This window comes from Streptomyces iakyrus (assembly GCF_000717055.1).
Classification (GTDB): Bacteria; Actinomycetota; Actinomycetes; order Streptomycetales; family Streptomycetaceae; genus Streptomyces; species Streptomyces iakyrus.
The window spans coordinates 231,667-254,258 of sequence record NZ_JNXI01000015.1; the positions used below are offsets into that span (position 1 = coordinate 231,667).

At 70.8% G+C, this 22,592-nt stretch carries 18 protein-coding genes; 14 read left to right on the forward strand and 4 right to left on the reverse strand.

Annotated elements, in window-relative coordinates; translation table 11 throughout:
* Window positions 1-71: 71 nt before the first annotated feature.
* From OO68_RS24105 to OO68_RS24165, 13 genes are all read left to right on the forward strand, one after another.
* Window positions 72-1,007 (forward strand): carbohydrate ABC transporter permease, encoded by a 936-nt coding sequence (locus OO68_RS24105; protein WP_033310841.1) that lies wholly within the window; start codon window positions 72-74, stop codon window positions 1,005-1,007.
* Window positions 1,004-1,900 (forward strand): carbohydrate ABC transporter permease, encoded by an 897-nt coding sequence (locus tag OO68_RS24110; RefSeq protein ID WP_033310842.1) that lies wholly within the window; start codon window positions 1,004-1,006, stop codon window positions 1,898-1,900. The genes OO68_RS24105 and OO68_RS24110 overlap by 4 nt, the downstream gene beginning before the upstream one ends.
* On the forward strand, window positions 1,897-3,183 hold the full coding sequence (locus OO68_RS24115; protein WP_033310844.1) for a pectate lyase family protein: 1,287 nt from the start codon (window positions 1,897-1,899) through the stop codon (window positions 3,181-3,183). The genes OO68_RS24110 and OO68_RS24115 overlap by 4 nt, the downstream gene beginning before the upstream one ends.
* Window positions 3,180-4,379, forward strand: a complete 1,200-nt coding sequence (locus OO68_RS24120; protein ID WP_209442611.1) for a Gfo/Idh/MocA family protein — start codon at window positions 3,180-3,182, stop codon at window positions 4,377-4,379. The genes OO68_RS24115 and OO68_RS24120 overlap by 4 nt, the downstream gene beginning before the upstream one ends.
* Window positions 4,376-5,221, forward strand: coding sequence for a DUF6807 domain-containing protein (locus tag OO68_RS24125; protein WP_033310846.1), 846 nt, complete (start codon window positions 4,376-4,378; stop codon window positions 5,219-5,221). Before OO68_RS24120 ends, OO68_RS24125 begins: the two co-directional genes overlap by 4 nt.
* Window positions 5,218-6,726, forward strand: coding sequence for a glycoside hydrolase family 43 protein (locus OO68_RS24130; protein ID WP_033310848.1), 1,509 nt, complete (start codon window positions 5,218-5,220; stop codon window positions 6,724-6,726). Before OO68_RS24125 ends, OO68_RS24130 begins: the two co-directional genes overlap by 4 nt.
* 33 nt (window positions 6,727-6,759) lie before the next feature.
* Window positions 6,760-8,769: a pectinesterase family protein gene (locus OO68_RS24135; RefSeq protein WP_033310851.1), complete on the forward strand. Its 2,010-nt coding sequence runs from the start codon at window positions 6,760-6,762 to the stop codon at window positions 8,767-8,769.
* Window positions 8,770-8,818: 49 nt separating this feature from the next.
* Window positions 8,819-10,180 carry an ABC transporter substrate-binding protein gene (locus OO68_RS24140; protein WP_033310853.1) on the forward strand — a complete coding sequence of 454 codons (1,362 nt, stop codon included), beginning with the start codon at window positions 8,819-8,821 and terminating at the stop codon, window positions 10,178-10,180.
* Between the two features lie 119 nt (window positions 10,181-10,299).
* Entirely contained in the window at window positions 10,300-11,097 is a 798-nt protein-coding gene (locus OO68_RS24145; protein WP_033310855.1) for a rhamnogalacturonan acetylesterase, read from the forward strand.
* 31 nt (window positions 11,098-11,128) lie between these two features.
* Window positions 11,129-12,439, forward strand: coding sequence for a pectate lyase family protein (locus OO68_RS24150; RefSeq protein ID WP_033310857.1), 1,311 nt, complete (start codon window positions 11,129-11,131; stop codon window positions 12,437-12,439).
* A 141-nt stretch (window positions 12,440-12,580) separates the two neighbouring features.
* Entirely contained in the window at window positions 12,581-13,702 is a 1,122-nt protein-coding gene (locus tag OO68_RS24155; RefSeq protein WP_033310858.1) for a pectinesterase family protein, read from the forward strand.
* Window positions 13,695-14,978: a pectate lyase family protein gene (locus OO68_RS24160; protein ID WP_033310860.1), complete on the forward strand. Its 1,284-nt coding sequence runs from the start codon at window positions 13,695-13,697 to the stop codon at window positions 14,976-14,978. Before OO68_RS24155 ends, OO68_RS24160 begins: the two co-directional genes overlap by 8 nt.
* Complete coding sequence (locus OO68_RS24165; RefSeq protein ID WP_033310861.1) at window positions 14,965-16,122, forward strand: dienelactone hydrolase family protein; 1,158 nt, start codon at window positions 14,965-14,967, stop codon at window positions 16,120-16,122. Before OO68_RS24160 ends, OO68_RS24165 begins: the two co-directional genes overlap by 14 nt.
* 3 nt (window positions 16,123-16,125) lie before the next feature.
* Here the strand turns inward: OO68_RS24165 and OO68_RS24170 are convergent, their stop codons facing one another.
* Window positions 16,126-18,342, reverse strand: coding sequence for a glycoside hydrolase family 43 protein (locus OO68_RS24170; RefSeq protein WP_033310863.1), 2,217 nt, complete (start codon window positions 18,340-18,342; stop codon window positions 16,126-16,128).
* Window positions 18,343-18,589: 247 nt separating this feature from the next.
* Here OO68_RS24170 and OO68_RS24175 point away from each other — a divergent pair, with 247 nt between their 5' ends.
* Window positions 18,590-19,744, forward strand: coding sequence for a right-handed parallel beta-helix repeat-containing protein (locus OO68_RS24175; protein ID WP_033310864.1), 1,155 nt, complete (start codon window positions 18,590-18,592; stop codon window positions 19,742-19,744).
* A gap of 214 nt (window positions 19,745-19,958) precedes the next feature.
* On the opposite strand, the gene OO68_RS24180 is transcribed toward OO68_RS24175, so the two are convergent.
* The 3 genes from OO68_RS24180 to OO68_RS24190 all read right to left on the reverse strand — a co-directional run bounded on the left by OO68_RS24180 (window position 19,959) and on the right by OO68_RS24190 (window position 22,325).
* Window positions 19,959-20,792: a pectate lyase gene (locus OO68_RS24180; protein WP_033310866.1), complete on the reverse strand. Its 834-nt coding sequence runs from the start codon at window positions 20,790-20,792 to the stop codon at window positions 19,959-19,961.
* Window positions 20,793-20,874: 82 nt separating this feature from the next.
* Window positions 20,875-21,729: a hypothetical protein gene (locus tag OO68_RS24185; RefSeq protein WP_033310868.1), complete on the reverse strand. Its 855-nt coding sequence runs from the start codon at window positions 21,727-21,729 to the stop codon at window positions 20,875-20,877.
* Window positions 21,726-22,325 carry a SigE family RNA polymerase sigma factor gene (locus tag OO68_RS24190; protein WP_033310870.1) on the reverse strand — a complete coding sequence of 200 codons (600 nt, stop codon included), beginning with the start codon at window positions 22,323-22,325 and terminating at the stop codon, window positions 21,726-21,728. The genes OO68_RS24185 and OO68_RS24190 overlap by 4 nt, the downstream gene beginning before the upstream one ends.
* Window positions 22,326-22,592: the final 267 nt, after the last annotated feature.

Below are 22,592 nucleotides of genomic sequence, written 5' to 3' on the forward strand. Positions count from 1 at the left end.
CCGTCGAGAAAGCGCTTCCCGCACCTCGCGAGCAACCCGCACCGAGACGTACCCAGATCGGAGACCCTGTCATGGCCCAAGCCGCAGCCGTGGCGAAACCGCCCGCGCCACCCCGGCGGCGCCGGGCCTCCGCCACGCCGCGCAGGCTCCCGTACTTGCTGATCGCGCCGGCCGCCCTGCTGATGCTGGGCTTCATCGCCTACCCGGTCATCAGCGTCTTCTACTACAGCCTGCAGAACTACAACCCCACCAAGCCGTGGCGGAACGGCTACGCGGGCTTCGACAACTTCGTCCACGCCTTCACCAAGGACCCCGTGTTCTGGGACACCCTGGTCTTCAGCGCCAAGTGGGTCGTCGTCGAGGTCGGACTCCAGCTGCTGTTCGGCCTCGCGCTCGCCCTGATCGTCAACCAGACCTTCGTGGGCCGGGGCCTGGGACGCGCCCTGGTCTTCTCGCCGTGGGCCGTCTCCGGCGTGCTGACCTCCGCGATCTGGGTGCTGCTCTACAACTCCCAGACGGGCATCACCCGTTACCTCGCCGACATGGGCATCGGCTCCTACGGCACGAGCTGGCTGTCGGACACCTCCACGGTGTTCCCGGCGGCGGTCGTGGCCGACCTGTGGCGCGGGGTGCCGTTCTTCGCGATCCTCATCCTCGCCGACCTCCAGTCCGTCTCCAAGGACCTGTACGAGGCCGCCGAGGTCGACGGCGCCAGCCGCATCAAGCAGTTCTGGCACATCACGCTGCCGCACCTGAAGGACGCCATCATCCTGTCCACGCTGCTGCGCGCGGTCTGGGAGTTCAACAACGTCGACCTGCTCTACACCCTGACCGGCGGCGGACCCGCGGGCGAGACGACCACGCTGCCGCTGTACATCGCCAACACATCCGTCGACGCCCACAACTTCGGCTACGCGTCGGCCCTGACCACGGTGGCGTTCGTGATCCTGCTCTTCTGCTCGATGGTCTACCTGCGGCTGAGCAAGTTCGGAGGCGAGAGCAAGTGAGCGTCAAGGAAGCCACCCAGGCCGTGCCCGCCCGCGTGCGCGCCACCCCCGAACCGGCGCGCCCCGCCAAGGGCCACCGCGCCTGGGACGAGGCACCCCGCTGGCAGATCTACCTGCCCCTGGGCATCTACCTGATCTTCACCCTCATCCCCTTCTACTGGATCCTGCTGTTCTCGCTGCGCCCGGCCGGCTCGACCTCGCTCGTGCCCTGGCCGATGACCTTCGACCATTTCGAGAAGGTCTGGACGGACCGCAGCTTCGGCACCTACTTCACCAACAGTGTGCTCGTCGGCGTCGCCACGCTGCTCATGACGACGCTCGTCGCGCTGGCCGGGGGTTACGCCCTCGCCCGGTTCGACTTCAAGGTCAAGCGGGCGTTCATGCTGGCTCTGCTCTGCTCCCAGTTCGTGCCGGGCGCGCTGCTGCTGGTGCCGCTGTTCGAGATCTTCGCCGAACTCCAGATGATCAACTCGCTCGGCAGCGTCATCCTCGCCGAGACGGTCTTCCAGCTGCCGCTGTCGATGATCCTCATCAGCAACTTCATCAAGAACGTGCCGTACTCCCTGGAGGAGGCGGCCTGGGTCGACGGCTGCAACCGTATGACGGCCTTTCGTATCGTGGTGCTGCCGCTGCTGCGGCCCGGCCTGATCGCCGTCGGCTCGTTCGCCTTCGTCCACTCCTGGAACCACTTCCTGTTCGCCCTGATGTTCCTGAACAACCAGGACAAGCAGACGATCCCCGTCGGCCTCAACTCCCTGATGAGCGCGGACAGCGTCGACCTGGGCGCGCTCGCCGCGGGCGGCATCATCGCGGCCGTACCGGTGGTGATCGTGTTCGCCTTCATCCAGAAGTGGCTGATCACCGGGTTCAGCGCGGGGGCGGTGAAGGGATGAGACTCCGGCAGCTGACCGTCGCCTGTTCCCTGTTGGGCGTGCTCTGCGTGCCCGCGCATGCCGAGGCCCGGGACATCGGCCGCGACACCCTCCCGGCGAACGACGGCTGGGCGGCGGAGGGCACCGGGACCACCGGAGGTGCCGCCGCCGACGCCGCCCATGTCTTCACCGTCACCGACCGGTCCGGCCTCGTCCGCGCCCTCGACGGCGGCAGCGACACCCCGAAGATCATCAAGATCGCCGGGACGGTCGACGCCAACACCGACGACGACGGCGACCGGCTGGACTGCGCCGACTACGCCACCGGCGGCTACGCCCTGAAGAAGTACCTCGCCGCCTACGACCCCCGCACCTGGGGCTCCGCCAAGCCCAGCGGCCCGCAGGAGGAGGCCCGCCAGGCCTCCGCCGCCCGGCAGGCCGAGCGGATCGTGCTGCCGGTCGGCTCGAACACGACCATCGTCGGCCTCGGCGACTCGGCCGTCCTGAAGGGCGCGAGCCTGACGGTGAGGAACGCGGACAACGTGATCATCCGCAACCTCGACGTGCGCGACGCCTACGACTGCTTCCCCGTCTGGCAGCCGAACACCGGCGGCCTCGGCGACTGGAAGACGGCCTACGACAACATCTGGCTGACCGGCGCCACCCATGTGTGGGTGGACCACGTGACCCTGAGCGACAAGGGCCACCCGGACGCCAAGGAACCCACCCACTTCGCCCGCAACTACCTCCGCCACGACGGCCTGCTGGACATCACCAACGGCTCCGATCTCGTCACCGTCTCCTGGAGCCGCTTCGCCGGCCACGACAAGGCGATGCTCATCGGCAGCGGCGACACCGCCACCGGCGACCGCGGCAGGCTCCGGGTCACCCTGCACCACAACGCCTTCGAGTCCGTCGTCCAGCGCGCCCCGCGTGTCCGCTTCGGCCAGGTGCACCTCTACAACAACCGCTACGACATCCCCGGCGACGACTACCGCTACTCCCTCGGCGTCTCCACCGAGTCGAGGATGTACGCGCAGAGCAACGCCTTCCACGCGCCCGGCCACGTGGAGGTCGCCGACCTGGTCAAGAGCTGGAACGGCAGCGCCCTGCACCAGAGCGGCACGCTCTTCAACGGTTTCCCGGTCGACCTGCTCGCCATCCACAACGCCTACAACTCGGGCAGCGAGCGCGATCTGACGGCCGACGTCGGCTGGACGCCCACCCTGCACGGGCGGATCGACGGTGCCCGGGAGGCCGACCGGGCGGTGGCCCACGGCGCGGGTGCGGGGAGGATCCCATGACCGGTCGCATGATCGACTCCATGAGCGAACCCCTGAGCCATCGCCCGAGCACGCCCCTGCCCGTCGTCCTCGCCGGTGCCCGGGGCCACGGCCGCTGGCACGTCGAGAACATCCGCCGCCTGCAGAAGAAGGGCATCGTCCGGCTCGTCGGGATCTGCGAGCTGACGCCACTGACCGAGGAGGAGCTCGGCGACCTCGGCACGCCCGAGCAGACCGCCGACTTCGGCGCCCTGCTGGACTCCACCGGCGCGCGGATCGCCGTGATCTGCACCCCGATCCCTACCCACACCGACCTCGCCCTCACGGCGGCCGAACGCGGCGTACACCTCCTCCTGGAGAAACCGCCCGCCCCTTCCTACGCCGAGTTCCGCCGGATGGCCGACGGGGTCGCCGCGGCCGGGGTCGTCTGCCAGATCGGCTTCCAGTCGCTGGGCTCGCACGCCCTGACGGCCGTCCGCGAGCTGATCGAGAAGGGCGCGATCGGCACGCTCGTCGGAATCGGCGGCGCCGGTGCCTGGGTGCGCGACGAGCACTACTTCCGGCGGGCGCCCTGGGCGGGCAGACGGCGGCTGAACGGCGTCGAGGTGATCGACGGGGCACTGACCAACCCCCTCGCCCACGCCGTCGCCACCGCCCTCGCCCTGGGCGGCAGCACCCGCGCCGAGGACGTCGCCGGCATCGAGACCGAACTGCTGCGCGCCAACGCCATCGAGTCCGACGACACCTCCTGCGTCCGGATCACCACCGCTCAGGGCCACCCGGTCACCGTCGCCGCCACCCTGTGCGCCGAGCAGGCGGACGAGCCGTACGTGCTGGTGCACGGCAGCAGCGGCCGGATCACCTTCTGGTACAAGCAGGACCGGGTGCTGCTCCAGCGCGCCGGGCACGGCCCGGAGGAGTCCGAGCACGGCCGCACCGATCTGCTGGAGAACCTCGTCGAGCACCTCACCACCGGCGTGGACCTGCTCGTCCCGCCGGAGGAGACCGGCGCCTTCATGAAGGTCGTGGAGGCCATCCGCACCGCCCCCGACCCGGCGCCCCTGCCGGACACCGCCTGGCACCGCATCCCCGGCGAGAACCGCCGGGTCGTGCCGGGCATCGACGGACTCGTCGCGGCCGCCGCCGACACCCTCTCCCTCTACTCCGAGCTCGGCGCTCCCTGGACGCCCCCGTCGAACGAGGTGAGCACCCGATGACCAGCAACGACACCGCGGTCCTGCGCGTCGCGGGCCGGCCGGTCGGCCGGTACGTCACCCGGCCCGAGCTGCCGGCCCGGCTCTCCCCGCGCCCCTATCTGCACCCCGTCACCACCCTGGCCGGCACGGCCGTGACCGAACTCGCCCCGGCCGACCACGCACACCACCTCGGCGTCGGTGTCGCCGTTCCCGACGTCGAGGGGTTCAACTTCTGGGGCGGGCGCACCTACGTCCGCGACCAGGGCCCCACCGAACTCGACAACCACGGCGCGCAGCGGCACGTCGCCTTCCAGCTGCGCGACCCGGACGGCTTCGTGGAGGAGCTGCGCTGGGTGAGCGCGGGCGGTGAGCTGCTGCGCGAACGCCGGACGGTCGCGGCCACCGAACTCACCGACCGGGCCTGGGCGCTGGACCTCACGTTCTCCCTCACCAACGTGGCCGGGAAGCCGCTGTCGATCGGCAGCCCCGCGACCAACGGGCGCCCGGGCGCCGCCTACGGCGGCTTCTTCTGGCGGGCCCGCAAGGAGCCCTCCGCGCCGGAGGTCTTCACGGCCGCCGCCGACGGCGAGGATAAGGTCCACGGCAACCCCGCCGACTGGCTCGCCCTGCGGGGCGCCACCTGGACGCTGGTCTTCGCCGGCGCCACCGAACGGACCCGCCGCGACCCGTGGTTCGTACGCACCGAGGAGTACCCGGGCGTCGGCTCCTCCCTGGCCTCCGACGAACGGGTGCCGGTCCCGCCGGGCGAGACCGTCGTGCGCCGGGTGGTCACCGTTGTCGCCGACGGCCGTCTCGACCGCGACGCCGCGGCCTCCCTCGTCCGCAAGGCGGTGAGCCCGTGACCTCCGAGACCTACCGCAACCCGGTCCTCGACGCCGACTGGTCCGACCCGGACGTCGTCCGCGTCGGCGACGACTTCTACCTGACCGCCTCCAGCTTCGGCCGCGCCCCCGGCCTGCCGCTGCTGCACTCGCGCGACCTGGTCAACTGGACCCTGGTCGGCCACGCCCTGGAACGCCTGGAGCCGGCCGGGGAGTTCGCCACACCCCGCCACGACTGCGGCGTCTGGGCCCCGTCCCTCAGGTATCACGACGAACGCTTCTGGATCTTCTGGGGCGACCCCGACCAGGGCATCTTCCAGATCAACGCCCCGGCGATCCGCGGCCCCTGGACCCGCCCGCACCTGCTGAAGGCCGGCAAGGGCCTGATCGACCCCTGCCCGCTGTGGGACGAGGACACCGGTGAGGCCTACCTGGTCCACGCCTGGGCCAAGTCCCGCTCCGGCGTCAAGAACCGCCTCACCGGCCACCGGATGCGCCCCGACGGCACCGGCCTCCTCGACGAGGGCAAGGTGATCGTCGACGGGGACCGCATACCCGGCTGGTTCACCCTCGAAGGCCCCAAGCTCTACCGGCACGACGGCTGGTTCTGGATCCTCGCCCCCGCCGGCGGCGTGGAGACCGGCTGGCAGGGCGCCTTCCGCTCGCGCGGCTTCTTCGGGCCGTACGAGGAGCGGATCGTCCTGGAGCAGAAGGACACCGACGTCAACGGCCCCCACCAGGGCGGCTGGGTGCGCACCCCGTCCGGCGAGGACTGGTTCCTGCACTTCCAGCAGCGCGGCGCGTACGGCAGGGTCGTCCACCTCCAGCCGATGCGCTGGGGCCCGGACGAGTGGCCGGTGCTCGGGGACGAGGGCGCCCCCGTCGCCGAACACCGCCGGCCCGACCTGCCGCCGCAGCCGCCCGCCGCGCCCGCCACCGACGACGACTTCCCCGGCGGACGGTACGGCCGCCAGTGGCAGTGGACGGCCAACCCGGGCGACGGCTGGGCCACCCAGCACTCCGGGGACGGACTGCGGCTGACCTGCGTACGCTCGCAGGACGCTCACGACCTGCGGAAACTGCCCCATGTGCTGACCCAGCGGCTGCCTGGCGCACCCTGCACCGCCGAAGTGGAGCTGCGGCTCGACAGTGACGAGCCCGGGGCCCGGGCCGGGCTCGCGGTGCTCGGGGACGCGTTCGGCTGGATCGGACTCCAGCGCGGCACGGACGGCACGGTCCACCTGGTGCACCGGTTCGCCGAGGCCGTGGCGGAGGGCGAACGCGACGCCGCCCACCCCCGGCTCGCCGCGGAGGGCCGGGCCCGGCTGCGGATCGAGATCGGCGCTGGGGCACGCTGCCGCTTCTCCGCCGACGTGGGCGACGGCTTCCGGCCGTCCGGTCCCGTGTTCGCCGCCACTCCGTGGCGCTGGGTCGGCGCCCTGCTCGGCCTGTTCGCCCTCGCACCCGCCGGCCAGGGGCACGCCGGAGCGGCGGCCTTCACCCGGTTCCGGATCAGCGCCTCGTAACACACCCCTGTCGTAAGCCTGTTGGGAGCCGCAATGACGCACCTCCGTAGCAAGCGCTTGTCGAGACCGGGCCGGCCGCGCACAGCCCTGGCCGCCGTGCTCGGCCTCGTCGCCGCGCTGGGCCTCGGGGCGATCGGGGACGCCCACGCGGCGCCCCCGGCGAATCCCGGGACCGCGGTGAGACCCGGGCCTGCCGCGGACCGCTGGACCGACCGGCCGCACGGCTTCGCGTCCCTCGCGGGCGGGACCACCGGCGGGGCGGGCGGCAAGGTCGTCACCGTCACCGACCAGGCCGCACTCGCGAAGTACGCGGCGGCCGAGGAGCCGTACGTCATCCGCGTCAAGGGCACCGTCGAGATGGAGCCCTTCGGCCGGGAGATACCCGTCGCCTCGGACAAGACCGTCATCGGCGTGAGCGACACCGCCGAGATCGTGCACGGCGGCTTCACCCTCGACCCCGGCACCCACAACGTCGTCATCCGCAACCTGACCATCCGCGACACGGCCGTCGAGGGCAACTGGGACTGCAAGGACACCGACTACGACGGCATCCGCCTGGACACCGCCCACCACGTGTGGATCGACCACATCCGGTTCTCGCGGATCTGCGACGGGCAGCTCGACATCCGCAAGGACAGCGAGTACGTCACCGTCTCCTACAACCAGTTCACGGACAACAACAAGACCTTCGGCATCGGCTGGACCCCGAACGTCAGGACGCAGATCACCGTCGACCACAACTGGTTCCGCGGCACCAAGCAGCGCAACCCGTCCGCCGACAACTGCGCCTACGCGCACCTCTACAACAACTACCTGGCCGCGCAGCTGTCCGACGGCGACCCGGTCTGGACGTACGGCAACTGGTCGCGCGGCCGGACGAAGATGGTCATCGAGAACAGCTTCTACGACGGTGTCCAGCACCCCCACCAGGCCGACGCCACGGCGGAGCTGGTGCAGCGCGGGTCGGTCCTGCGCAACACGACGGGCCGGCACGACGCGTGGGGCACGGCGTTCGACCCGCGGGAGTTCTACTCCTACCGGCTCGACCCGGCCGCGGCGGTGCCCGCGCTGGTGAAGCGGTTCTCCGGGCCGCAGCAGCGGATCGGCGGGCCGGTCACACTGCACGTCCCGGGCGACCACCCGACCGTGCAGGCCGCCGTGGACGCCGTCCCCGAGGGCAACGACACCCCGATCACCATCGCCGTCGCGCCGGGCACCTACCGCGAGAAGGTGTTCATCCCCGCGAGCAAGCCGAACATCCTGCTGCTTGGGGCCGGACGCGACCGCTCCGACACCGTCATCGTCTTCGACACGCCGGCCGAGTACGGGGGGTCGACGGGGAGCGCCACCGTCCGGATCGCCGCGAACGACGTCACCGCACGCAACCTCACCTTCAGCAACGACTTCGACGAGGCCGCGCACGAGCTGAAGGGCGAGCAGGCCCTGGCCATGAAGACGACCGGTGACCGGATCGTCTTCGAGGACACCGCCTTCCTGGGCAACCAGGACACGCTGATGACCGACAGCCCCAAGCTGACCACCGTCAGCCGGGTCTACGTCCGCGACTCCTACATCGAGGGCGACGTCGACTTCGTCTACGGACGGGCCACGACGGTGATCGAGCGGTCGGTCATCCGGGCGCTGAGCCGCGGCTCGGACTCCAACAACGGCTACATCACGGCGGCTTCGACGTGGAAGGGCAACCCCTACGGGTTCCTGATCACCAAGTCGAAGATCGTCAGCGACGCCCCCGCCGGGACCTACCACCTCGGCCGGCCCTGGCACCCGGGCGGCGAGCCGGACGCGGTCGCCCAGGTGCTGATCCGGGAGACCCGGCTGCCGGCCGCGGTCAAGTCCTCGCCGTGGACCGACATGAGCGGGTTCTCGTGGAAGGACGCACGGTTCACCGAACACCGCAACTACGGCCCGGGCGCGACGGTCACCGCCGACCGTCCGCAGATGAGCGACCGGGACGCGCGCTCCCACACCGTCACCGCCTACCTGGCGGGCACCGACGGCTGGGCGCCGCACATCCGCCACTGACCCTCCACACCCTCAAGTTCCGCAGGATCCAGAAGAAGAGAGCCGACCAATGAAGATCAGCAATCGCACCAGCAGCAGAGGCGGGCGCCGCACCTCGGCCGCCGTCGCCCTGGGAGCCGTGCTCGCGCTGACCGCGACCGCCTGCGGCGACGACGGCAGCGGAGCGGGCGGCGACAAGGGCGCCGACGGAAGCGGCAAGGGCAAGATCGTCTTCTGGGACAACAACGGCGGCGTCCGCACCGAGATCTGGAAGGAGGTCATCGCCGACTTCGAGAAGGCCAACCCGGACATCAAGGTCGACTACGTCGGGATCGCCTCGACCGAGTACCAGTCGAAGGTCGACACCGCCCTCCAGGGCGGCGGTCTGCCGGACGTCGGCGGCGTGGGCGCGGCGATGCTCGCGGGGTTCGCCGCGCAGGGCGCGCTGGAGCCGCTCGACGAGCGGCTCGGCAAGTCGTCGCTGAACGGCAAGCTCAACAAGGACATGGTCGAGTCGCTGAAGGCCGCCGGCGGCGGGGACGACAAGCTGTACTCGATCCCGACCTCCGCGAACAACGGTGTGCTGTACTACCGCACCGATCTGTTCAAGAAGGCGGGGCTCCAGGAGCCGACGACCTGGGACCGCTTCTACGAGGCCGCGAGGAAGCTGACGAACGCGGGCGAGAACGAGTTCGGCTACACCATTCGCGGTGGTGCGGGTTCCATCGCCCAGGCGCTGGACGCCATGTACGGGCAGTCCGGCATCACGTCGTTCTGGGATGCCAGTGGAGAGAAGACCACGGTCAACGACCCCAAGAACGTGGCGGCGCTGGAGAAGTACGCGGCGCTGTACAAGAAGGTCACTCCGGCCGCCGACCTCAACAATGACTTCACCAAGATGGTCGCGCAGTGGGACTCCGGCACGATCGGGATGCTGAACCACAACCTCGGGTCGTACCAGGACCACGTGAAGGCGCTCGGCCCCGACAAGTTCCGCGGTATTCCGCAGCCGATCGGCGCCGGCGGCAAGCGGGTGCAGGTGTCCAACCCGGTGGACGGGCTGGGGCTGTTCAAGAGCGGCAAGAACAAGGACGCCGCCTGGAAGTTCATCGAGTTCGCCACGTCCAGGGCGGAGAACTCGAAGTTCAACGAGGCGGCGGGGCAGGTGCCGTCGAACACGGACGCGGCGAAGGACCCGTGGATCTCGAAGGCCGAGCCCACGAAGCTGGCCGCCGACGCGTTGTCGGACGGGTCGACGACAATCGTGCAGCTGCCGTACTACCTGCCGGACTGGAACACGATTTCCAAGGCGGACAACGAGCCGAACTTCCAGAAGGTGCTGCTCGGGAAGATGAGTGCGAAGGAATTCCTGGACACGATGGCCGATCAGCTGAATGCGGCTCAGGAGGAGTGGAACCAGCAGAACGGCTAGTTCTGCTGTATCGCCGTGGGGCGGCCCGTGGTTTTTCAGGGTGCGGGCCGCCCGTGGTTGTTCGCGCAGTTCCCCGCGCCCCTGAGTGAGTTGCACACCCCCGTTGAAAGGGACTCCGCGTGTCCATCAGTCGTAGACAGGTTGCTGTTGCCGCGGCCGCTGTGCCGTTGGCGTTCTCCATGGCCGGGACCGCTTACGCCACCGGCCGTCGTACGCCCACGCTCTACATCGCCGGTGATTCCACCGCCGCGCAGAAGTACGCCGATGCCGCGCCCGAGACCGGGTGGGGAACGGCGATTCCGTTCTTCCTGCAGAGATACCGGCTTGCCGTCTCCAACCATGCCGTGAACGGGCGGAGTTCGAAGAGCTTCGTCGACGAGGGGCGGCTGAGGGGGATTCTGTCCGCGATCCGGCCCGGGGATTTCCTCCTCGTCCAGTTCGCGCACAACGACGAGAAGGCGGAGGACCCCACCCGGTACACCGAGCCCTGGTCGACGTATCAGGAGTACCTGCGGATGTACCTCGACGGCGCCCGGGCCCGTGGGGCGCGGCCCGTGCTCGCCACCTCCGTGGAGCGCCGGCGGTTCGACGCGGCCGGGAAGGCGTTGCCGACGCACGGGGAGTACCCGGCGGCCATGCGCGCCCTCGCCGCCGAGGAGCGCGTCGCGCTGCTCGACATCCAGGCGCTGTCGCTCACCCTGTGGCAGCGGCTCGGGGCCGAGGAGACCAAGAAGTACTTCAACTGGACGGCGACCGAGCAGGACAACACGCACTTCAACCCGCCCGGGGCCATCGAGGTGGCCCGGCTCGTGACGCGGGAGTTGCTGCGCACCCGGGTGCTCGGGCCGCGGGACGTGCGGCGGCTGGACGAGCGGATCCCCGAGTCCTGGATCACCTGGCCGGAAGCCGCCGCGTAACACCCCCGACGAAGAGGAAGAGAGCCGCACCGTGAATGCTCAGAAGTGTCATGATCATGTCATCGTGAGAGCCGCCCTGCTCATCGGCTGCACCGCGCTCGTGCTGTCCCTGAGCGGCACCGGCGCCCAGGCCCAGCCCCGGGACATCGCCCGCCAGACCCTCGGCGCCGGCGACGGATGGGGCTCCCACGGCACCGGCACCACCGGCGGAGCGTCGGCCGACGCCCAGCACGTCTACACCGTCACCACCTGGGAGCAGTTCCGGGCCGCCCTGAAGGACGGCGGGACCGCGCCAAGGATCATCAAGGTCAAGGGCGTCATCGACGCCGTCTCCCAGGGCTGCGACGCGTTCGCGGCCGAGGGGTACGACTTCCGGAAGTACCTCGCCGCCTACGACCCCGCCGTCTGGGGCCACGACAAGCCGGTCAGCGGTGAGCAGGAGGACCTGCGGGCCGCGTCCGCCGCCGCGCAGGACAAGACCATCAAGGCGACCGTGCCCGCCAACACCACCATCGTGGGCGTGGGGAAGGGCTCCGGGATCCGCGGCGGCAGCCTCCAGATCAAGGGCGTGGACAACGTCATCGTCCGCAACCTCGCCTTCGAGGCCCCGATCGACTGCTTCCCGCAGTGGGACCCCACCGACGACAACAAGACCGGCGCCTGGAACAGCGAGTACGACGGAATCGTGGTGTACGGCTCCACGCACGTGTGGGTCGACCACAACACGCTGACCGACGGCCGCTACCCCGACAGCGCGCTGCCGTCCTACTTCGGCAAGACGTACCAGCAGCACGACGGGCTGCTCGACGTCGTGCGCGGCTCCGACCACGTGACGGTGTCCTGGAATTCCTTCAAGGACCACGACAAGACCATGCTGATCGGCAACAGCGACAGCGCCACCGCCGACGACACGGGCAAACTCAAGGTCACGCTGCACCACAACCGTTTCGAGGGCATCGTCGAACGGGCGCCGCGCGTGCGATTCGGGCAGGTCGACTCGTACAACAACCATTTCGTGGTCTCCAAGGGCCAGAAGTGGGGCTACGTCTACGGCATCGGCAAGGAGTCCCGGCTCGTCGCCGAGCACAACGCGTTCACGCTGGCGCAGGGCATCAGCCCGGCGAAGATCCTCAAGAAGTGGAACGAGGCGCCGGTCACCGCGGCCTCCAACATCGTCAACGGCAGGGCGGTCGACCTGATCGCCGTGCACAACGCGGAGATCCCCGGGGAGACGCTCCAGTCGGGCGCCGGCTGGACCCCGACCCTGCGCGCGGACGTCGACCCGGCGAAGGCCGTCCCGGGCATCGTCGACGCCCGGGCGGGCGCCGGCCGCCTCTGCTGACCCGACCCGACCCGACCCGACCCGACCCGACCCGCCCCGAACCGGCCGGGGCGGCCCGCAGCGCACCCCCGCCCCGGGGTGCGCTCGCTCGCCCCGGCCCCTGCCCGCCCCGCACCCGCCCCACCGCAAAGGAGCGGCCGCATGCACGCACAGCCCGACCAATTCCCCCTTTCCCGCCGGGGGTTCCTCGCCGCGAGCGCCGCGGCCGGCACCCTCCTCGGCCTCACCGCCGACCCCGCGTGGGCCCGCACCCGGCCGCGACCGTTCGGCCGGTACGGATCGCCCGCCGCACGCCGGGATCCCCGGACCCTTTACGTCCATCCGGCCGGAGTCGGTGACTTCACCACGGTCCGGGACGCCGTGGCCGCCGCGACCGGGAGCGGGTACACCCTGGTCATCGCGCCGGGCGTCTACCGGCAGACCGTCGCCGTCGACCCCGGCCGCGCCTCGATGACCTGGATCGGGGCGAGCGAGGATCCCTGTGACGTCGTGATCGTGTACGACAACGCGGCCGGAACGCCCAAGCCCGGCGGCGGCACCCACGGCACCACCGGCTCGGCCACCACCACCGTCCAGGCCGACGGCTTCACCGCCCGCTGGATCACCTTCGCCAACGACTGGCTGCGTGCCGACCACCCCGACGTCACCGGCACCCAGGCCGTCGCCCTCAAGGTCCAGGGCGACCGCTCCGCCTTCCACCACTGCCGGTTCCTCGGCCACCAGGACACCCTGTACGCCGACTCCATGGCCCTCGGCACCGTCGCCCGCCAGTACTTCGGCCACTGCTACGCCGAGGGCGACGTCGACTTCGTCTTCGGACGGGCGACCGCCGTCTTCGACCGGTGCCACTTCCGGACCCTGTCGAGGACCGAGCTGGCCGGCGCCCCCTACGGCTTCGTCTTCGCGCCCTCGACCGCGGGCGCCGGTCCGCTCGGCTACCTCGTCACCAGAAGCCGCGTCAGCAGCGAGGCCCCCGACGGCTACTACAAGCTGGCCCGCCCCTGGGTGCCCAGCTCCGACCCCACCGCCCGGCCCATGCTCACCGTGCGGGACACCTGGCTCGGGCCCGGCATCGACGCGGTCGCGCCCTACGCCAACATGTCCGACTCCCACCCGTGGCAGAACCAGCGCTTCGCCGAGTACCGCAACACAGGGCCAGGCGCGGTGGTCCATGTCCCCGGGAACCGGCCCCAGCTGAGCCGCGCGCAGGCCCGGGCGCACACCCGGGAGGCCTGTCTCGGCGACTGGCGGCCGTATGCGTAAAACCGCCGCGCTCCTCCTCGGCCTCGGCCTGCTCTGGCCGGCGGCCGCACCGGCCTCCGCCGCCGACCGCACCCCTGCCGAGCGTGCCCCCACCGGCTGGGCCTCGGCCGGCCCCGGCACGACCGGCGGGGCGGGCGGCCGCACCTGGACGGTGGACACGCGCGCCGAGCTCAAGGCCGCCCTCGCCAACGACGGCGAACCGACCGCGCCCAAGGTGATCAGGGTCGTCGGCGCCATCGACGGCCACGAGAGCGAGAACGGCTCCCCGCTCGGGGAGCAGGACTACGCACCCGGATACGACCTCGGTCGCTACATGTCCTGCTTCGGTGAGGACGGTGCCGCCTGGTCCGACACCCGCTTCGGCCACTGCAAGCAGCAACGGCAGCTGCGGCAGACCGGGTCGAACAAGGAGAAGGCGCAGATCCAGCTCACCGTGCCGAGCAACACCACGCTCGTCGGCGCCGGCCGCGACGCCCGGCTGCTCGGGGTGTTCCTGACCGTCAACACCGGCAGCAACATCATCGTGCGGAACCTGCACCTCGAAGCCCCCGTCGACCACTTCACCGGCTGGTCCCCGGACGACGGCACCCGGGGCAGCTGGAACGCCCGCTTCGACGCCATGACCGTGATCACCGGCAGGAACATCTGGATCGACCACTGCACCTTCACCGATGGTCGCTTCCCCGACCGCGAGGCGCCCCTCGGCTTCCACGGCGAGCGCGTGCAACGGCACGACGGGCTACTGGACATCGAGGACGGCTCCGACTTCGTCACCGTCTCCGACAGCCGGTTCGAGGACCACGACAAGGCGATCCTCGTCGGCTCGGGCGACGGACGCGGGGACCGCGACCGGGGGCATCTCAAGGTGACCTTCGCCCGCAACCTGTTCAGCGACATCGTGCAACGCGCCCCGCGGGTCCGCTTCGGGCAGGTGCACGTCGTCAACAACGTCCACCGGGGGCGGACCCCGCTCTACGCCCTGGGCGTCGGGGTGGAGTCCGCGATCTTCTCCGAGCGCAACGTCTTCCGGTACCCCGACGGAGGGCCGTCGCTCGCCGTCGCCGCCTACGGGGGCACGCAGTTCCACGACACCGGCTCCTGGTTCAACGGCCGGCCCGCCCGTCTGAACGCCGTGGCGAGCGCCCTCGGACTCGGGAGCGACGTCGGCTGGGACCCCGACGGCGTCTACGACCACCGTGCCCTGACCTCCCTGGCGGCCATCGAGCGCTACGTACTGCGGAACGCCGGATCCGGGAGGCCGCATGGACGCCCATGACGCGCTGGGGCGACGGACGTTCGTGGCCGGGGCGAGTGCCGCACTGCTGGGCGGGGGAGCGGTGAGCGGGGCACAGGCGGCGGTCGTGGACGGCCCGCTGCCCGATTTCCACCCGGCGCTCAAAGACGCCCTGACCTTCCCGGGGGCCTGGGGCAGGTCCCCGATCCGCGACCACCGCGCCTGGCGGCGGGCCGCCCGCGCCACCGTCGAGGAGCACCTCCTCGTCGAACGGCAGGACAGGACGCCGTACGCACCGGAGTTCACCGGCCGCTCCCGGACACGGGACTGCACCCGCGAGCTGGTGACCGTCTCCCTCACCCGCTACGAACGGGTCCGCGGCGCCCTGCTCACCCCGCACGGCCGCGGGCCCTTCCCCGCGGTGCTGCTCCTGCACGACCACGGCGCCCGGTTCGACATCGGCAAGGAGAAACTCGTCCGGCCCTGGTACGACGACACCCGGCTCGCCTCCGCCCGCGCCTGGGCGGACAAGTACTTCAGCGGACGGTTCGTCGGCGACGAACTGACCCGCCGCGGCTATGTGGTGCTCTGCCTGGACGCGCTCGGATGGGGCGACCGCGGTCCCCTCGCCTACGAGCAGCAGCAGGCGCTCGCCGCCAACTTCTACAACCTCGGCTCGTCGCTCGCCGGGCTCATGGCCAGGGAGGACCAGCGGGCCGCCGCCTTCCTGGCGGGACTCGGCCGGGTGGACGCCCGGCGGGTCGCGGCCGTCGGCTTCTCCATGGGCGCCTACCGGGCCTGGCAGACCGCGGCCCTCAGCGACCACGTGGCGGCCGCCGCGAGCGTCTGCTGGATGACCGGCCTGAAGGAGATGATGGTGCCCGGCAACAACACCCTGCGCGGCCAGTCGGCGTACTTCATGCTCCACCCCGGCCTCTCCCGGCACCTCGACATCCCCGACGTGGCGAGCATCGCCGCCCCCAGCCCGATGCTGTTCTTCGACGGCGGACGCGACACGCTGTTCCCGGCCGAGGGCGTGCGGGTCGCGTACGACAAGCTGCAAGCCGTCTGGCGCTCGCACCACGCCGAGGAGCGGATACGGATGAAGACGTGGCCGGAACTCGGCCACGTCTTCACCGATCAGATGCAGGACGAGGTCTTCAACTGGCTCGACGACGTCCTGTGAGACTCACCGCCGCACCGGCTTGATGCCCTCCAGCGTCGGCACCACCGGCTTGATGCTGCCGTCGGCCGCGAACTCCATGCGGTCGATGGTCGTCTCGCGGTGCATGCCGTCGCCACCCGGCCGGCCGGGCCCGTTGAGGGCGAAGCGGTGGTAGACGGCGTACCAGTCGTCGGTGCCGGGGGTGTTCACCACCGAGTGGTGACCGGTACCGAGGATGCCGTACTCGGGCCGCTTCTCCAGGATCGTCCCGCGCTTGGTCCACGGGCCGAGGGGGGACGGTCCCGTCGCGTACGCCACGTGGTAGTTCTCGCTGCGGGTGTCGTCCTCCGACCACATGAAGTAGTACGTGCCCTTCCGCTTGATCACGAAGGAGCCCTCGCGGAAGTTGTCGGGGGTGATGTCCCGCACCTTCGAGGCGTCGTAGGACACCATGTCGTCGTTCAGCGGCACGACGTACCCGTGGCCGTTGCCCCAGTACAGGTAGGCCTGGCCGTCGTCGTCCGTGAAGACGGCCGGGTCGATCATCTGGCCCTTCAATGAACCGCCCTTGGGGACCAGGGGCTTGCCGAGCGCGTCCTTGAAGGGACCGGCGGGGGAGTCGGCCACCGCCACGCCGATCTGCTGCTCGGCGCAGAAGTAGAAGTAGTACCTGCCGTCCCGCTCGGCGATCGCGGGTGCCCAGGCGTTCTTGTCGGCCCAGGTGACGTCCGGCCCGAGGTCGAGGATGACGCCGTGGTCCTTCCAGTTGACCAGGTCCTTCGACGAGTACGCCTTGAACTGGGTGCCGCTCCAGCCCGGGAAGCCGTCCGTCGTCGGGTAGATCCAGTACCTGCCGTTGAGGTAGTGGACGTCCGGGTCGGCGTTCAGGCCGGGCAGCATGGGGCTGCGGGTGCGGACCGCCTCGACCGTCCAGGTGCGCTTGGTGCCGTCGGCGGCCGTGACCGTGTACTTCTGCGGCGTGCGGAAGTCGCGGCGGGTGCCGGACTTCGGGCTGAGCTTCGCGCCCTCACCGACCCACAGCTTCGGGGCCAGACCGCGCAGGTCGGCGTCGGGCCGCATCGGCAGGACGACCTTCGAGGCGCTGTCCGTGACGATCGCGTACCCCTTCTGGTGCTTCGCCGTCGCGTCCACCACCGAGGCGGGCGTAGCCGGGTAGGCGGCCAGCAGCCGGTCGTACTCCTCCTGCGTCACCGGGAGCACCGTGCCGTGCCGGGGGCTCGCCGGGAGCTGGTAGTCCGTGGACGGGGTCCACTTGCCGGAGGCGAGGTCGGTGGTCTCGAAGGGGAGGTAGCCGCGGCCGCCGTACTCGTCGATGAACAGGTACCACTTCTTCTCGGTGTTCGACTTGAACACCGTCGGGCCCTCACCGCGGTCCATCGCGCCCTTGCCGATGCAGTCGGCCACGAAGTCGTACTTCGTCGAGGTCAGGGAGGTGGACTTCTCGCCGGTGATGAACTTCGAGCAGGGGCTCGAGGAGCTGGGGTCCCGTTCGTCCTTGGTGTAGCGGTAGTACTCGTCCTTGTACTGCACGACCGTGGAGTCGATCACCGAGTAGCCCGGGTCGTTCCAGACCTTCGGCTCGCTGAAGGTGCGGAAGTCCTTCGTCGTGGCGTACAGCATCTTGTTGTACGTGCTGCCCTTGTGGTCCGGGTCGTCGTCGGCGTACAGCTTCGACGCCCAGAAGACGACGTACGCGTCGCGCTCGTCGTCCCAGTAGGCCTCCGGGGCCCAGGTGTTGCCCGCGCTGTCCGGGGAGACCTTCACCAGGCGCTGGTCGGTCCAGTGGACCAGGTCGGTGGACTCCCAGACCATGATCGACTTGCTGCCGTGCCGCTGCACCTGGTCCCAGGTGCCGCTGGAGTTCTGGTACATCCGCAGGTCGGTGGCGATCAGGTAGAACTTGTCGCCCTCGGGGGAGCGGATGACGAACGGGTCGCGCAGGCCCTTCTCGCCGATCGTCGACGTCAGGACCGGCTTGCCGGCGTTCAGCTCGCGCCAGTGCAGCGGGTCGTTGCCGCGGCTGAGGGCGTAGCGGATCTGCTCGCCGTCGGCGGTGCCCTCGCCGGTGAAGTAGGCGAAGAGATAGCCGGCGTACTTGCTGTGCTTCACGGGTGGGGCTCCGGGGTCTGCGGTGCTGGGCGGTGCCGTGAACAGGGTCATGAGGAGGCCGGTCAGGGCCAGGAAAGGCAGCAGGAGCGTGCGGGCGATGCGGGGGCGCATGACACTTCCTGTCGGAGTGTGGGGGATTCTGTTGGATAGCGGCCCTCGGAGTTTCACCGGAGGGACGCAGGGCGTCAACGGGTAGGCGTGCGGCCCGTGGTTCCGAAACTTTCGGGACGGCGGTGCCTTCGGTGCAAGTGACGGCGGCAACCCTTTCCGGCGCGGCGGCGACTGACGGACGGGAAACGGACCGGAGCGGGCCCCTCCGACCGTTTCCGTCCCCGGCCCCCCAAGAAGGGAACACTCCGTGCCGCCGAGCACCGGACGCCATCGCAGCACCCGTACGCTCTCCATCGCCGCGGCCGTGGTCTGTGCCGCGGGGGCCGGCGGCGTCGGCCTCGGGCTGACGACCGGCGGCGCCCGGGCCGCCTCGCCGACGGTCACCGTCTCCACCGCGGCCCAGCTCGAAGAGGCCGTGCGCAACGCCACCGCCGGCACCGTGATCCAGGTGCGCGGCGGCACCTACCACCCGTCCGCCACCCTGGAGTCCGGCGCGAACGGCACCGCTTCCGCGCCCATCACCCTGCGGGCGTACGACGGGGAGAAGGTGCGGATCGACGGGTCCCGACTGCCCGCCGGCTCCTGGCTGGCCGGGATCAGCGGCGACCACTGGACCGTCCAGGACCTCGCGTTCGTCAACTCCCCGGCCCGGGGTTTCGTCGCCACGTCCTCGGTCGGCGGAATCTTCAGGAACCTGGTCACCGCGGACAACGGCGACTCCGGCTTCACCCTGCGCGGCGACGGCACCACCGGCAACCTCGTGCAGAACCTGGACAGCCACGGCAACTACGACCCGGCCGGCCACGGCCGGAACGCGGACGGCATCGCGGTCACGTTCGGCTCGGGGACCGGCAACAGGATCACCGGAGCCCGGCTGTACGGCAACGCCGACGACGGCGTCGACCTGTGGCAGTTCTCCTCGCCGGTGACCATCGAGCACTCCTGGGCCTTCGGCAACGGCGGGAACCGCTGGAAGGACGGGGCCTTCGAGGGCGACGGCAACGGCTTCGAGCTGGGCGGCGGCGGCGCGTCCGCCGCCCACGCCGTCACCGGCAACGCGGCCTGGGACAACACGCGGCACGGCTTCACCGAGAACTCCAACACCGGCGCCGTCGCCCTGCACCGCAACACCGCCTACGCCAACGCCGGGAACGGCTTCTCCTTCGCCGCCGGCAGGGCCCGCCTCGGCGGGAACCTCGCCGTCGGCGACAAGGACGGAGCGGCGCAGCTCGGCCCCTCGGCCCTCTCCGCCGGCAACACCTGGGACAGCGGCACCGCCACCCCGGCCTTCCGGTCGACGGACCCGGCCGGCGCGTACGGAGCCCGCCGGGCGGACGGATCCCTGCCCCGGACGGCGTTCCTGACGACCGGCTCCACCGCCGTCGGCTCGACGATGGACTGACACCTCTGCGCTCATGGCGACGCCCCCGTCGGTGCGAAGCGACGGGGGCGCCCTGCCGACCGGCCGAGGGGGGCTCGACCGGTACCGTCCGGCCGTCCGGAGGGGGGCTCCGGAGGGCCGAGGTGCCGGGACGCCCGGCTGGGGGGCCGGACACCCGGCGTTCCGGCCGGCCCAAGGGGGGACGAGGGCCGACCGGAGTCACAGGGGGCAGTGCCTACCGGTAGCTGATGTCGGAGGCCTTGAACTTGCAGCTCTTGCCGTCCGGGCCGGGCGGCGTCAGCTCCTTGGGCTCCTTGCCCGTGTTGTTGCCTTCGAAGCGCACACAGGTCTTGATCTTCTTCTTGCTGTCGCCGTGGATGCGGATCTTCGACAGCGTCGCCGTGTCGCCGTAGTTGGCGTTCACGCCGACGATCGAGTTCATCGGCGCGGTCACGTCGATGTCGCTCAGCACGATCGTGCGCTTGTACTGCGTCTTGCAGTTGCCGCAGGAGCGGACCAGCTTGCCGGCGTGTCGGACCTGGAAGCCCGACACGTTCAGGGTGCCCGCGCCGTTGAACTGCAGCACCTTGTCGTCGGCGTTCTTCGCGCCGCCGCCGATCACCTTGTACACCGCGGAGGCGGACTTGCCCTTGAAGCTGGCCGCGTCCTCGCCGACGTCCAGCCACCACACGTTCTGCAGGGTGCACGTGCCCTTGCAGTGCACGCCGTCCGCCGCGGGGGTGCCGATGATGACGTTCTTCAGGGTCGCCCCGTCGGCCAGCTCGAAGATCGGGTCCTGGCCCTCGTCCTGGTTGTCCTGGCCGAGCGCGCCGCTGCCGTAGAACATCTTCATCCCGCCGTCGCGCACACCGGAGACCGGAATGGTCTTCGACACGGGCGTCTTGCCCGTGGCCGTGGGCCAGGAGGACGCGGCGCCCGCCGTCGACAGCATCGACGTGGTGACGATCGCCGCTCCCGTGATGCCGAACGCGGACACCGCGGCGATCACCGCCCGCCGCTTGGTGACGCCGCGGCGGTGGCGGACGCGCTGTTCTGCTGGTGCAGTCATGTACCGGTTCCTCAGATGGGTGACTCTTGCGCCTGGTGGTCGTCACCGGTGAAGAAAGGGTTGCCGCGTCTTCGGAAGTTTTTCACCGGCCGCCTTCGCCGTCGTCCACGGCGGCGAAGGAGCCGCCCACCGACAGCTGCCGCGAACCGGCGGCGGCCGTCACCGCGTAGCGGTCCCCGCCCGCGTCGCGGCCGCCGCGGGCGTGGTCGAACTGCCCCGCGAACACCCACTCGCCCGCCGGGACCGTACGGCCCTCCTTGAGGGTCCAGGTGTAGACGAGGAAGCCGTCCCGCTCGGCCACCGCGAGGGTGAAGTCGGTCTCGGGCAGGGAGCGCCAGGCGCCCGCGTCGGAGACCCCGCCGGTCTGGGCCACCTGCAACCGCACGGTCAGCGCGGTCAGTTGCTCGCGCGTCTTGAGGGTGACGTTGCTCTGCGCCCAGAAGTCGTTGCTGTGCGGGTCGACCGAACCGTCCGACCACAGCGGGCCGTCCTGCGTGCCGGCGGCGGAGGGCCGCTCGGTGGCCGGGGCACTCGGCGTGTTCGACGGCGGCGGGCTCGACTCGCGGCGCTCGGGCGCCCGGCTCGGCGCCGGCTCCGCCGGAGGCGGAGGCTCGGGCGCCCGGCTCGTCGCCTCCGGGGACGGCGTGGGCGTCGCCGACGTGGCCACTTCCTGCTGCCGCGGGGCGGTTTCGTCCTTCACCGCCGATGCCACCGCGTAACCGCCCACCGCCAGAACGCCGGCGACCGCGGCCGTCGCACCGGCCACCCGCATCCAGCCGAACACCGGCGGACGCGTCGCCCGGTGGCCGGAAACGGCCGGACCGGCCATGCCGCGCTCGACCCGGGCCAGCATGCGCTCCCGGTCGGGCTCGTGTGCCCCGGCCGCCTCGTGCAGCCGGGCGCGCAGCTCCTCGTGCACGTCCCGCCGCATGCTCATCGGTCCCTCCCTCCGCCCTCACCGGTGCGCACGCCCTCCACGGCGGGCGAGCGGCGCGGGGCACCCAGCGTCGCGTGCATCCGCTGCGGCACGCCCCGCGTCCCCAGCAACCGCTGGAGTTCGGCCATTCCCTTCGAGGTCTGGCTCTTCACCGTACCCACCGAGACGCCGAGGGCGAGCGCGGTGTCCTTCTCCGACAGGTCGAACGCGTGCCGCAGCACCACACAGGCCCGCTTGCGGAACGGCAGCCTGCGCAACGCCTCCTGCACGTCGACCACGCCCGCGATGTCCGGGTTCTCGGTGTTCTCCTCGCGCTGCGACCAGAACAGGGCGATGCGCCGCCGCTCGCGCACCGCGCTGCGGATGCGGGTCCGGGCCAGGTTGGCGACCACACCGCGGGCGTACGCCACCGGGTGGTCGGCCGCGCGCACCCGGTCCCAGCGGTGCCACAGCGCCAGCAACGCGTCCGCCGCCAGGTCGTCGGCGGTGTCCGGCTCGCCCGTCAACAGGTGGGCGAGGCGCGACAGTTCGGCGTAGTGGCGCTCGAAGAAGGCGTGGAACTCCACGGAGGCGGCGTCGTCGACGACTGTGCCCACGGGCGACCTCTCCTCGCAGCGGCTCCGGGCGCTCCCGGCCGGGGCGCCCTGTGTGGCTGTCATGTAGATGACATGTGATCATCCGGGAGAGGCCCGGACGAGACCGGGAAGCGTAGCAGCGATCGTCGGATGGTTCGTACGGAGCTTCGAACGTCGTATGGCAGGCCGGACTTCGATTTCGTAACACGAACAAAACCTGAACGTGGTTCAACGCGACGAAAATCCAGCCAGCACCCGCACACCGATCACCCAGGCATCTAGGAGCAC